Raw genomic sequence first — 12318 nt, forward strand, 5'->3', positions numbered from 1 at the left:
CGACGACGACGACGACGACGACGACGACGACAACGACGACGACGACGACGCCTCTAGAACAAAAAGAGAACAACAACAGCGACGAGATCAAAGACAACGACAACGACAACGACAACGACAACGACAACGACAACGACAGCGACAGCGACAGTGTACCCGGGATCTCGGTCACCACATCAGTTCTGATCGCACCCGGTGGCTGGGACGTTTTTTCCCTGTCATGGGTATATGTTACCTTTGCGCACCCAATCGGCCGACGCCTCGGCTGCCCATATCCGCCCCTTCCAGACGAGACCCCGATGACACGGTATCTGTTGACCCTGCTCGCCCTCACGCTCACCGCCCTGTGCCTGGCCGTGCCCCCGCCGACCCTGGCGGCCGATGCGGGCGCCCGGCCGCACCGGCCACGCATCGGTCTGGTGCTGAGCGGCGGCGGGGCGCGGGGCTCGGCCCATATCGGGGTGCTCAAGGTCCTGGAAGAGATGCGGATCCCGATCGATGTGGTGGTGGGGACCAGCATGGGCTCGCTGGTGGGCGGGGCCTACGCGGCCGGGCTGTCGCCGCGGGAACTGGAGCAGCGGGTTACCGGGGTGGATTGGAACGTCCTCTTCAACGATGACCCGCCGCGCCGGGAGTGGCCCGCGCGGCGCAAGCAGTTGTCGTCCAATCCGACCTTCGACTTCAGCATCGGGGTCCGCAAGGGCCAGATCAAGTTGCCCGGTGGGGCCATCGCGGGTCAAGGGGTACAGTTGTTTTTCAACGACCTGGTCAAGGGCGCGGAGCGGATACAAGACTTTGACGACCTGCCGATCCCCTTCCGGGCCGTGGCCACCGACCTGGAGGACGGGCAGATGAAGGTCTTCGAGCGGGGGCCGCTGCCGGTCGCCATGCGCGCCAGCATGTCGGTGCCGACGCTGTTTGCGCCCATGCAGTGGGACGGCCACCTCTATGTGGACGGGGGTCTGGTCCGTAACCTGCCTATCGATGTGGCCCGCGGTCTGGGGGTGGACGTGATCATCGCGGTCAATCTGGGGTCCGGGTATCTGCCGCGTGACCAACTCGGCAATATTCTTGGCGTCACCGGCCAGATGATCGCGATCCTGACCGAGCAGAATGTCAAGGTCTCGCTCGCGCAGATCGATCGGGCGCGCGACGTGCTGATCGAACCGGACTTGGGCAACATCACCGCCAGCGACTTCAACCGCGCCGAGGAGGCCATCGAGACCGGCGTGAAGGCGGCCGGGAAGGAGAAGTCGCAACTTGCCCGCTACAGCGTCAGCGAGGCGGACTATGACGCCTGGAAGCGCACGCGTTTCGGCGCCGGCCACCCGGTCGGACAGGTCTCAGAGGTACGGATCGCGGGCCTGGAGACGGTGAACCCGAAGGTCTTCGATCGCCTGGTCGCGGACCAGCGGGACCGTCCGCTGGACCGCACCCGCCTGGTGGCCGACATTCAGAAGCTCTACGGCCACGCCGACTTCGAGCGGATCAGCTACCACTTCAAGCCCGGCCCGGACGGCCGCGATCGGCTCATGATCGATGCGGTGGAGAAGGCCTGGGGCCCGGGCTATCTGAGTTTCGGGCTGGGCCTGCTGACCGACAACAAGGGCGACAGCCGCTTCGGCCTGCGCGCCACCTACAATCGCACCTGGGCCGATCGGCTGGGTGCCGCCTGGGCCACCGAGGTCAAACTCGGTAACGCCCCGAGCCTCTACAGCGAGTTCTTCCAGCCCTTGGATCTCGACCGGTCGGCCTTCGTCGCCCCCTTCCTGGGACTGCGCATGAGCCCGGACAGCGTCTTCCTGGGTCAGCAACGGGTCGCGCGCTACAACGTGACGCGCGGGCGCATCGGCGCGGACCTGGGCACGACCCTGGACGGGACCGAGGTGCGGGTCGGTCTCTATTACGGCCAGACGCAGGTCGCGCTCGATACCGGCATGCCCCAACTCCCGGTCGGCCGGGTGGTCGACACCGGCCTGCGCGCCAGCCTCTACTACGACACCCGCGACAGCGCCGGTCTGCCGCGCTCGGGCGCCCTGCTGTCGCTGGACCTGCTGAACCCGCTCCAGGCACTGGGGGCGGACGTGCAATACTCGCGCACGCTCTTCAACAGCGAGGCCGCCTACAGCGTCGGAAAGAACACCTTCGCCCTCAGGATGAAGGGCGGGAGCAGTTTCGGCGCCAATATGCCCTACTACGACCAGTTCGCCCTGGGCGGCTTCCTCAACCTCTCCGGCTACGCCTACGAGCAGTTCCGCGGCAATGACATGGGCTTCGGGGCACTGGTCTATTACCGCCAGATCGCCTCGCTGTCGCCGCCGCTGGGGCGCGGTCTCTACCTGGGCGCCTCACTGGAGGCCGGGTGGCTCTCGGACGGGGACTTCGGCGATCGGACAATGGGCCGTGTGACCATCAGCCGGGAGGCGACCCGCTACGGCGGGAGCCTCTTCTTCGGCTCGGACACCTGGATCGGCCTGGCCTATCTGGCGCTGGGCATGACCAGCACCGGCGAGAGCACGATCTATGTCATGATCGGGCGGCCCTGACGTGATCGCGATCGACCCCGACGCAAAGATATCTCGGCCTGCGATGTTCCTGCAATGCCGGTTGGAGCGCGGCTATTACCTGCCCCCCTTCCCGTGAACTTCTCCACGGGGTGATCTGAATTCAGGCACCCCGAGGACTAGCGTCATCCGTTGCTGCTATCGCGGCGAACACGAATAGAAGTCCCGGTATATAAAAGTACCGGCTCACAAAAGGAGTCATCGCGATGATAAGACAGTAGATCCAGCCGGTTAGGACGAATAGTTGCGCCGGCGTGCTGCGGGAGCGTCGGACCAAGGTCGCGCAGCCTCCTGCAAGAGCTGCAAATTGCAATAGCGTCAGCGTTTGATTCGACAAGATCTGCTGTAATAGTCCGGTTAACGCGACTTGATCGAATGGTTCGCTAACGGATCGTACCCGTTGGGCAACGCCACTCGAAAGATCGATGAAAAAACGGGTAAAGAAGTCGGGTGCCGCGAGATAGGCCGGCAACAGGAGTGCAAATGCCACGCCAGCGGCGATCACCAGATAGAGGTAGCGGCGTTCGATGGTTGAGTTCAGAAGCACCCATAGGGCTACGGGGATCGACAGAAAGACCGCCAATTGATAAGTGGCGAGCATCGCTCCCGCAAGTACGGCCGCCAAGAGGTAGCGCCTGGCGATCACCGAGAGGGGTAGACCGAAGGCCATGAGAAAATAGATAAGGGTATGCCCATGCGCCATCATCTGCGCAAAAAAGGGCGACGCCAGAATCATTGCGACCAAAACGGCTGCTATGCGATTACCCTCGGGGCCGCGCCTGAGCCGCATCAGCACCAATACAAAGCTGCCAAGCACCACGACGTTGAGCCACCGTACATCCGTACCCAGCCACTCCAGAGGACAGTATGGGGCGATCAGTGCCGGGAAGTAATGGAGATCAAATGACGAGATCTTCTCGTAACCCAATCGATAGGGATTCGCTCCGTTGGCAACATCATTGCAGACCGCTTGCACCATGGGTAGCATGTTCGCCGCTTCAATGTCATTGGGAGTCACGATGCCGATCCACGACTGTACGACCAGAATCGTCACCAATACCAGAGAAAATGCCTGCGGTCGCCGGGGCGCCAGCATGCCGATCGCCAGGACCAACACTATCAGAAGCCCCGCTGCCGCGATCGCCATGGCACTCAACATTGCGGTGTCGAAATAGACGGAGAGAGCGAGTAACGGCAGCGGCAGCAGGTAGGCGAGGGACGAGCCTTCCGACGGAAGGCACTGCCCGACCGCAGGACGCATAGATATTTTCACGATTTGCTGCCCGACAACCCAGAGCGCTCCCAACAGAAGGACCGCGGCCGCAGTCATCACGACAGGACGCGACTGCTCAGTGAGACGATATTGGAAACCATATGGCAACGAGAGGGCGAGCATCGCTGCCATAGCGGCGATGAACAGCGACGCGCAAGGCAGAAAGTAACGGCTTGCGGTTGCGGAGGAAGTATCTGGATCGGCCATGGTAGGGAGCATCTTGTGCGTTCACTCAACCCCGCCCCGACCAGCCACACCGGTAATCGGGGGAGTATTAGATAATACGGAATCCGGTGCCAGCAATACAGCAGCCGGCGTGGTAGACCTCAAAACCCGCGGCACTGCGACCGCACGTCCGCTGTATGGCCGCACCTTATCCCGATTCGGCCAAGCCGACCATGATTTTATAGGTCGCAAAACAAGTGTAGCGGGAAACGGGGCCGAAGGAAACACAGTCTTCTGCGGCCCGTCGTCGAGGTACGTGATATGCCGGTGCGCCTCGCCATCGCGCGCACCGTCCGCGTGCCGGTCCGGTGCTACGCGGGGCCGGGAGACGTTCCAGACCCTCGCACACCTGATCGTGTTCCGCCAGTCCGCCTGGCTGTTGCTGCCCCTCGTAACGAGCCGCATTACCCAACTCAAATCTCTACCTGGGTTCCGAGTTCGACCACGCGATTGCTCGGGATCTGGAAGAACTCGGTCGCGCTGTGGGCATTCTTGGACATCTGCTTGAACAGCCGTTCGCGCCACAGGGCCATGCCCGGTTGCAGGCTGGGGATGATGATCTCGCGACTGACGAAGAACGAGGTGGTCATCAGGTCCAACTCCAGCCCCAGGGCCGCGCACTGTTGCATGGCCGCCGGGATGTTCGGTTGCTCCATGAATCCGTATTGGATGATCAGTCGGTGGAAGCCCTTGCCGAGGTCGGTCAACGCCAGTCGGTCGGCGGCGTCCACCACCGGGATTTCCGCCGTGACCACCGTCACCAGCACCACGCGTGCATGCAGCACCCGATTGTGTGCCAGGTTGTGCAGCAGGGCGGCCGGTACACCTTCGCGGTTACTCGTCAAGAACACGGCGGTGGTCGGCGGGCGGGGGATATCGCTGCCGATCGAACCGAGAAAGGCCTTGAGCGGCACCGAGAGCTCGGCCATCTTGCGGAACAGCAATTGGCGCCCCCGCTTCCAGGTCGTCAGCACGGTAAAGGACACCAGCCCGATGGCGAGCGGAAACCAGCCGCCCTGCGGGATCTTGATCGCATTGGCGCTGAAGAAGGCCAGATCGACCATCAGAAAGCCGCCTGCGACCAGCGCCACGACCAGCCAGTGCCAGCGCCACAGCAGCACCATCACGAAGGCGATCAGGATGGTGTCGATCATCATGGTGCCGGTCACGGCGATGCCGTAGGCGGCGGCCAGGCTGCTGGACGACTGGAAGCCCAGGACCAGGGCCATGACCGCCAGATAGAGGGTCCAATTGGTGAAGGGGACATAGATCTGACCCATCGCCGAGCCCGAGGTCTGGACGATGAGCATGCGCGGCAGATAGCCCAGTTGCACCGCCTGCCGGGCCACCGAGAAGGCCCCCGAGATCACCGCCTGCGAGGCAATCACGGTGGCCATGGTGGCGAGCACCACCAGCGGGATCAGGGCCCAGGTGGGCGCCAGCAGAAAAAACGGATTCTGCACCGCCGCGGGGTCGGCGAGCAGGAGTGCCCCCTGGCCGAAATAATTGATGACCAGCGCGGGCAGGATCAGCCCGAACCAGGCAAGCCGAATCGGGAACTTGCCGAAGTGCCCCATGTCGGTATAGAGCGCCTCACCGCCGGTGACCGCCAACACGACGGCCCCCAGCGCCAGGAAGCTCAGCCACGGATGGGCGGCGAGGAACTGCACCGCATAGAGCGGATTGAGTGCCGCCATCACCTCCGGGTGCTGCGCGATACTCAAGACCCCCAGGACCGCCAGCACCCCGAACCAGGTGCACATGACCGGCCCGAACAACATCCCCACCACCCCGGTGCCGCGTTTCTGGATGGCGAAGAGCGCGGTCAGTACCGCGATCGTGATGGGCAGGACAAAGCCCGCGAAGCGCGGCGTGACCACCTCCAGACCCTCCACCGCGCTCAGCACCGAAATGGCCGGCGTGATCATGCTGTCGCCATAGAACAGGGCGGCGGCGAAGACGCCGAGCAAGGCCACCAAGTGGGACAGCCGCGAGTCCTTCGTCATCCCCGTGACCAGGGCGAGCAGCGCCAGGCTCCCGCCCTCCCCCCGATTGTCGGCCCGCATGATGATGATGACGTATTTCAGCGACACCAGGATCATGATGGTCCAGAAGATCAGCGACAACACGCCGAGCACGGCGGCGGCGGTGACCGGGATGGGATGATGGCCGGCAAAGGTCTCCTTCAGCGCATAGAGCGGGCTGGTGCCGATATCGCCGAAGACGACACCGATGGCGCCGATCACCAGGCCGCCGAGCTTCTGCGGCGAGTCAGTCGTGGACACTTTGCTCTCCTTCCGGTGAAACAAAAAAGAGTAATTTGCCGCAAACAGGCGCCTCTGTCATGCCCTTTCGGGGCGGACGCGCGACGGGCCTGCCCCCCCGGCGTGGCCCTGGGCGCTTCTGTCTGATCCCGTTAGGGTTTATGCGTTCACGCGTCGGTGTCATCGAAAATACCTGGGCTCTCGGAACCCGCCGCGGCGCCAGAACCGGCGCTGCCCCCACGCGGTCAGGGTGAAGGTCCAGCGCTGCCCGTCATCGAGCACCAGTGAGCGCACGCGCCCGGCGGTCAATTCGGCGTCGAGCCGCCCCGCCAGGGCCTCCAGGTCCGAGAGGGCCGCGCGCCAGGCGCCGCAGTCCCCCGTGAGTGCCGGCCACCAGAGGGCGTCCCAGAAGATCAGCACCTCCCCAGGCGGCGGCCGCGCTTCAGGCGCGGCCCAGGCGAGCGGCGTCCGGGACCCCTCACCCAACCCCAGGGAGCGCCCGCCCGCCGCCTGCGCCAGACCCAGCGCCAAGGGGTGGTCAGCGATCGTCAGCCCCGGCCCGCCGGACACCCGGGGCAGGACCCCGCCGCCCCAGGTCCAGACCCCACTCACCGGCGGGCGGCCCAGGCGCTCGCGTTCCTGGTTGACCGGGTGCTGGTAGAAGAGCATCTGCGTCTCGTTCTGCCAACGGTTCCAGGCGCGGGCGTCCGGCCCGGCGGGCAGGAGACCATCCAGGGCGCGCCCGGCCATGGCGTGCAGGGGCCGGGTGCGCAGTTGCGGGGTTTGGTCTACCCGCAGATACCAGGCCCCCGGCCGCGGCACCGCCAGGCGCAGGCCGTCGGCGATGAAATGGGCATTGAACGCCGCCGCCAGGGCCGCCGCCTCCGCGGGCAGAACCGCGAGCGACGGGCCGGCGAAGAGCAGCAGCCGGTTCCGGTCCGGGTGCAGTTGGACCGGATCGGCGTGGAACCAGCAGCCGTCCCCGGCGAGAGCGGGCGCGTGCGTGCGCAGACACAGCGGCGCGGATGGCAGGTCCAGGTCCGGCGACGGCGGCACGCCAAAGGCGCCCGCCAGGGTTTCCAGGGGGTCGCGGGGCGCCGTCTCCCGGCAGTCGGCGCGGGACAACAGCCGGTCCAGGCCCGGAGTCGGCGCGTCCAGCCCCGCCACACAGTCGGCGGGACCGAAGAGCCCGGGGCAGATGAGTCGCAGTCTGGTCTTGGTCGCGGGCACCGGCATGGCCGTCAGAGGGTGAAGTGTGCAAGTGTCTCACGTCCGTGGACCCTAAGAAGTCCAACCCGTGTTGAATCCGTCGCGGTTGCGCCCGGCTCTGGTTCTGGGCATCCTGCACCCTGACAGGAAGGCGGGCACCGGGTGTCCGCGACGGAGTTCACCAGGGGCTCCCTGACTGTCGACTTGCATCCTTCATCCTGACGAGCGATCCCGCCGAGAGACCCATGCCGTCCGATCGCAAGGCCATCGACGCCGCCGGCGCTGTGAACGCCTTCCTGACCCAGGTGGCGGCGACCCCCCGCGTGGGGCCGCCGGGCACCGGCGGCCGGCTGATCTTCGCCATGGACGCCACCGCCAGCCGGGAGCCGACCTGGGACCAGGCGGCGCGCATCCAGTCGGCCATGTTCGCCGATACCCGCGCCCTGGGCGGCCTGGAGGTGCAACTGTGCTTCTATCGGGGCTTCCAGGAGTTCGAGGCGTCGGACTGGATGGGGGATTCGCCGACGCTCCTGCAGCGCATGAACCGGGTCTTCTGCGCGGCGGGTCTGACCCAGGTCGGGCGGGTGCTGGAGCACGCCCTTGCCGAGGCCGGCCGCGGGCGGGTCAATGCCCTGGTCTTCGTCGGCGACTGCATGGAGGAGAATCGGGAGCGTCTGGCGGACCTGGCCGGGCGGCTCGGGCTGCTGCACCTGCCGGCCTTCGTCTTCCAGGAGGGGCACGACCCGACGGCGGAGCGCAGCTTCCGGGAGCTCGCCCGCCTGAGCGGCGGTGCCTGGTGCCCCTTCGACGCCAACAGCCCGGACCTGCTGCGTGACCTGCTGGCGGCGGTGGCGGTCTATGCGGCCGGGGGCCACGCGGCCCTGACCCGCTACGGGCAGGCGCGGGGCGGGGCGGTGCTCGCGCTGACCCATCAGGTCACGCATCCGGGTCGGGGGGGCTGAGGGCACGATGCTGCGTCTGTTGCTGGTCCCGCTGTTCATCCTCGGGGTCTTGTGGTTGCTGCGCTGGTTCCGGCGCACGCCGCCGGCCCGGGTCGCCGACACCCTGCGCAAGGTCGCGATGTGGACGGTGATCGGCGTCCTGGTGCTGGCCGCGGCCACCGGTCGGCTGAGCCCGGTCTTTGCCTTCATCGCCGCCCTGATCCCGGCCGCTATCCGCGTGCTAACCTTGCTGCAGGCGGTCCCCGTCCTGCAACGCCTGCTGCGCTCGCTCGGCATCCCGGTGCCCGGCGGTCTGTTCGGCGGTGGACCGGCGGCGGGCGCGGCCGGCGGGGGCGGCGGCGGGGCACCGGGGGGCTCGTCCATCCGCACCCGCTTCCTGGAGATGCGCCTGGACCACGCCACCGGGGCCATGGACGGGCGCGTGTTGGAGGGACCCTTCGCGCAGCGCGCAGTGCGGGACCTGCGCCTGGATGAACTGCTGCGGATGCTGGAACTGTATCGGGAGGCCGATGCCCAGTCGGCCGCGGTCCTGGAGGCCTATCTGGACCGGGAGCGGGGGACGGACTGGCGCGCGCGCGACCCGGGGCCGGGCGCCGCGCCCGCCGGCAGCGGCCCCATGAACGAGTCGGAGGCCCTGGCGATCCTGGGCCTGGAGCCGGGCGCCGACGCCTTGGCGGTGCGCGACGCCCATCGGCGGCTCATGCAGCGGCTGCACCCGGACCGGGGCGGCTCCGGCTACCTGGCGGCCAAGATCAACGAGGCCAAGCAGGTGCTGCTGAAGGCGCTGGGGTGAGGATGGAGAAGACTATTTGCGGACAAAATAATCTTAAGAAGCGACGCCGCCGCGGTCTTGGCCGCAGAGGCACGACGGCAGCCCCTGGGCGAGGCTCGGGTAGCGCAGTTCCAGCCCCAGTTCCCCGCGCAGTTTGCGGTTACGCAGCCGCCGCGACTCGGTGAGATAGGACAGCATCGCCGCCGAGACCTGGCCCCCCGCGTCGGCCAGCGGGATCAGGGGTGGGCGCGGGAGGCCGGCGGCGTCCGCGATGGCGAGGAAATAGTCGGTCATGGTGCTCGGACTGTCGTCACAGGCGTTGTAGATGGCCCCGGGTCGGCCGCGCTCCATGGCGAGTGCGCAGGCGCTCACCAGGTCGTCCACATGGATGCGGTTGCTGTAGGGCGACTCCTGCGCTCGCACCATGGGCACCCCCTGACGCAGACGCTCCAGGGGCAGGCGTCCCGGGCCATAGATTCCGGCGACCCGCAGGATCACCAGTTCGCCCCCGCTCGCCTCGGCCCAGCGCCGCACGGTCTGCTCCGCATCCCAGCGGCGGTGCGAGCGGTCCGCGCCGGGGCGGGCCGGCCAGGACTCGTCCACCCAGGCCCCCCGGCAGTCCCCGTAGACCCCGGTGGTGCTGATATAGACCACCCGGCGCGGCTGGCCGGCGCGGGTGAAGGCGTCCACCAGCCGCCGGGTGTGGGGGTCCTCGCGGCCCTGGCCCGGCGGTGGGGCCAGGTGGAAGACCCGGGCCCCGGCCAGGGGCAGGCCGCTCAGGTCGTCCGCCGCCAGGTCCAGGCGCCGGGCGGCGATCCCCGCCGCGGCGAGCCGCTCCACCCCCGCCTGGGTCTGCACCAGCCCCAGGACCTGCTCGCCGCGGTCCAGGTATTGGCGTGCCAGTCGCGTGCCCACATATCCACAACCGATGATGACGATTTCGTTCAACCTAAAGCTCCGGGGCAACCTGCCGCGATGACGATACCGGGACCCCAAGCAACGCGCTTTACGGCCCGCACCGAACCCGCTGGGCGCTCTTTCGACGTGGCGCCCGGGGAGACCCTGCTGGCCGCCGCCCTGCGCCAGGCGGTCGGCCTGCCCTACGGTTGCCGCAACGGCACCTGCGGCTCCTGCGCCGCGCGCCTGCTCGCCGGCCAGGTGACCTACCCGAGCGGCAAGACCGAGGGCCTGGCGGGCAAGCCGACGGACTCCTGCCTCACCTGCCAGGCGGTCCCACTGACCGACATCGTACTCCAGGTCGCGCAGATCAAGGGGATCGCCCGGCTCGAAGTCCGCATCCTGCCCTGTCGGGTCGCGCGCAAAGAGCCGCTCTGCCACGACGTGGTGCGCCTGCTCCTTAAGCTCCCGGAGGGGCAGCGGCTCCAGTTCCTCGCCGGGCAATACCTGGAATTCATCCTGCGCGACGGGCGCCGCCGCGCCTTCTCCATCGCCAACGCCCCCCATGACGACGCCTTCATCGAACTGCATGTGCGCCGCGTTCCCCAGGGCCGGTTCACCGGCTGGATCTTCGAGGAGCTGCAGGAGAAGTCCATCCTGCGCATCCAGGCGCCGCTCGGCACCTTCACCCTGCGCGAGGAGTCCGAGCGGCCGCTGCTCCTGATCGGCGGCGGCACCGGCTTCGCGCCGCTCAAGGGAATGATCGAGCACGCCTTTCATGTCGGCATCGAGCGCCCCATGCACCTCTACCGGGGGGTGCGCTCGCGGCCTGATCTGTACCTGCCCGAACTGCCCCGCGACTGGGCGCGGGCGCACGCCAACCTGCGCTACACCCCGGTCCTCTCGCAACCGGACCCGGACTGGAGCGGGCGCACCGGCCTGGTCCACGCGGCGGTCGCGGCCGACTACCCGGATCTGAGCGGGTTCGACGTCTATTTGAGCGGCCCGCCGCCGATGGTCGAGGCCGGCCGCCGCGCCTTCGCCGCCGCCGGCCTGCCGCCCGAGCACCTGTTTTCCGACGCCTTCGAGTATGGCTCCGATGCGTCCGCCAAACCGCTCGACTGAGGCCCCGGCGCCCGCCCTGGCCTGGGCACACCAGACACCCACCGCTGCCGCGGCCCTTGCCTGCGACACCCTTCAGCGGTCAAACTCCCGGGCCCGGCCGGGGTTTGCCCCGACCAAGACCATGAGGATCGACCCGATGCGTCCAGCCCCAACCGGCATCGCCCTCGTCGTGCTCGCCCTACTCAGTGCCCTCCTGGGTGCCGGCTGCTCATCGACGCCCCAACTTACCTCCACTTGGCGTGACCCGGGGGCCGCCCCCAGGCCCTATCGTAACCTGGTGGTCTTCGGTATCGCCGCCAACGGCAACGTCCGGCGCGCCTATGAGAACACCTTCGTCGTTGCGCTGCGGGCGCGCGGGGTCAAGGCGCGGGCCGGCCATGACCTGCTGCCCGCGGGCGGTCTGGGCGAGGTCAACGCGGTCACGCGGGCGGTCGGCCAGTCCGGGGCGGACGGGATCATCGTCACCCACCTGGTGGGCGCAACCGCCCAGACCGTCGTTGTCCCACCCCGCAGCTATGTCGACCCGAACCTCTACGGCAGCCTCTACCCCTATTATCAACGCGTCTTCGGCTATGTCACCGAGCCCGGCTACTACGCCACCTACCCGGTGCTCCAGTTGGAGACCAATCTCTACGACGCCGCCCGCCAAAAACTGGTCTGGTCCACCCGCTCCGAGACCATGGACCCCGGCTCGGAGACGACCACCATTAAGGACGTTATCGCCGCCGTCACCCAGGGCCTGGCCGCCGCCGGCTATCTCCCCAACTAGCGCTGGAGCCGCTGGGCGGGCCGCGCGCCGGCCCGACACGTAATGATGCTCGACTATCGCAACTACTTCGCGGCGCTCACCCGACTCAAGAGTCCCTGGTATCACTGGTACCAGGGTCACCCCATTTTCCATGTTCATCCGCGTTCATTTTCGATCATAACCCGCTGTTTCTCCGTTCGCCGCCCTCCCGGTGAACGCCGCTGAATGTGCTAGTATACGGTTCGTTCCGTCCCTATTCCGTCCCTGGCACCGGAGGAG

At 67.3% G+C, this 12318-nt stretch carries 9 protein-coding genes; 5 read left to right on the plus strand and 4 right to left on the minus strand.

Annotated features, from left to right (window positions below; genetic code table 11):
* Positions 1-2546: patatin-like phospholipase family protein (locus QZY48_RS12150; RefSeq protein WP_366929675.1), on the plus strand; the 2546-nt coding region annotated here is incomplete at its 5' end.
* Positions 2547-2667: 121 nt separating this feature from the next.
* On the opposite strand, the gene QZY48_RS12155 is transcribed toward QZY48_RS12150, so the two are convergent.
* From QZY48_RS12155 to QZY48_RS12165, 3 genes are all read right to left on the minus strand, one after another.
* On the minus strand, positions 2668-4044 hold the full coding sequence (locus tag QZY48_RS12155; protein WP_295431119.1) for a hypothetical protein: 1377 nt from the start codon (positions 4042-4044) through the stop codon (positions 2668-2670).
* A 431-nt stretch (positions 4045-4475) separates the two neighbouring features.
* Positions 4476-6347 (minus strand): potassium transporter Kup, encoded by a 1872-nt coding sequence (locus QZY48_RS12160; protein WP_295431120.1) that lies wholly within the window; start codon positions 6345-6347, stop codon positions 4476-4478.
* A 159-nt stretch (positions 6348-6506) separates the two neighbouring features.
* On the minus strand, positions 6507-7562 hold the full coding sequence (locus tag QZY48_RS12165; protein ID WP_295431121.1) for a phosphoglycerate mutase: 1056 nt from the start codon (positions 7560-7562) through the stop codon (positions 6507-6509).
* A 218-nt stretch (positions 7563-7780) separates the two neighbouring features.
* On the opposite strand from QZY48_RS12165, the gene QZY48_RS12170 reads away from it, so the two are divergent.
* Together QZY48_RS12170 and QZY48_RS12175 are read left to right on the plus strand one after the other, a co-directional pair.
* On the plus strand, positions 7781-8497 hold the full coding sequence (locus tag QZY48_RS12170; protein WP_295431122.1) for a VWA domain-containing protein: 717 nt from the start codon (positions 7781-7783) through the stop codon (positions 8495-8497).
* A gap of 7 nt (positions 8498-8504) precedes the next feature.
* On the plus strand, positions 8505-9290 hold the full coding sequence (locus QZY48_RS12175; RefSeq protein WP_295431123.1) for a molecular chaperone DnaJ: 786 nt from the start codon (positions 8505-8507) through the stop codon (positions 9288-9290).
* A gap of 33 nt (positions 9291-9323) precedes the next feature.
* Here QZY48_RS12175 and QZY48_RS12180 read toward each other — a convergent pair whose 3' ends face one another.
* Complete coding sequence (locus tag QZY48_RS12180; protein WP_295431124.1) at positions 9324-10217, minus strand: SDR family oxidoreductase; 894 nt, start codon at positions 10215-10217, stop codon at positions 9324-9326.
* Between the two features lie 27 nt (positions 10218-10244).
* On the opposite strand from QZY48_RS12180, the gene QZY48_RS12185 reads away from it, so the two are divergent.
* Both QZY48_RS12185 and QZY48_RS12190 read left to right on the plus strand, forming a co-directional pair.
* The gene (locus QZY48_RS12185) at positions 10245-11291 is read left to right on the plus strand and encodes a CDP-6-deoxy-delta-3,4-glucoseen reductase (RefSeq protein ID WP_295431125.1); all 1047 of its coding nucleotides are present in this window, start codon (positions 10245-10247) and stop codon (positions 11289-11291) included.
* Between the two features lie 136 nt (positions 11292-11427).
* Entirely contained in the window at positions 11428-12060 is a 633-nt protein-coding gene (locus QZY48_RS12190; RefSeq protein ID WP_295431126.1) for a hypothetical protein, read from the plus strand.
* Positions 12061-12318 lie beyond the last annotated feature (258 nt).

The sequence above is a fragment of the uncultured Thiodictyon sp. genome, assembly GCF_903828115.1.
Classification (GTDB): domain Bacteria; phylum Pseudomonadota; class Gammaproteobacteria; order Chromatiales; family Chromatiaceae; genus Thiodictyon.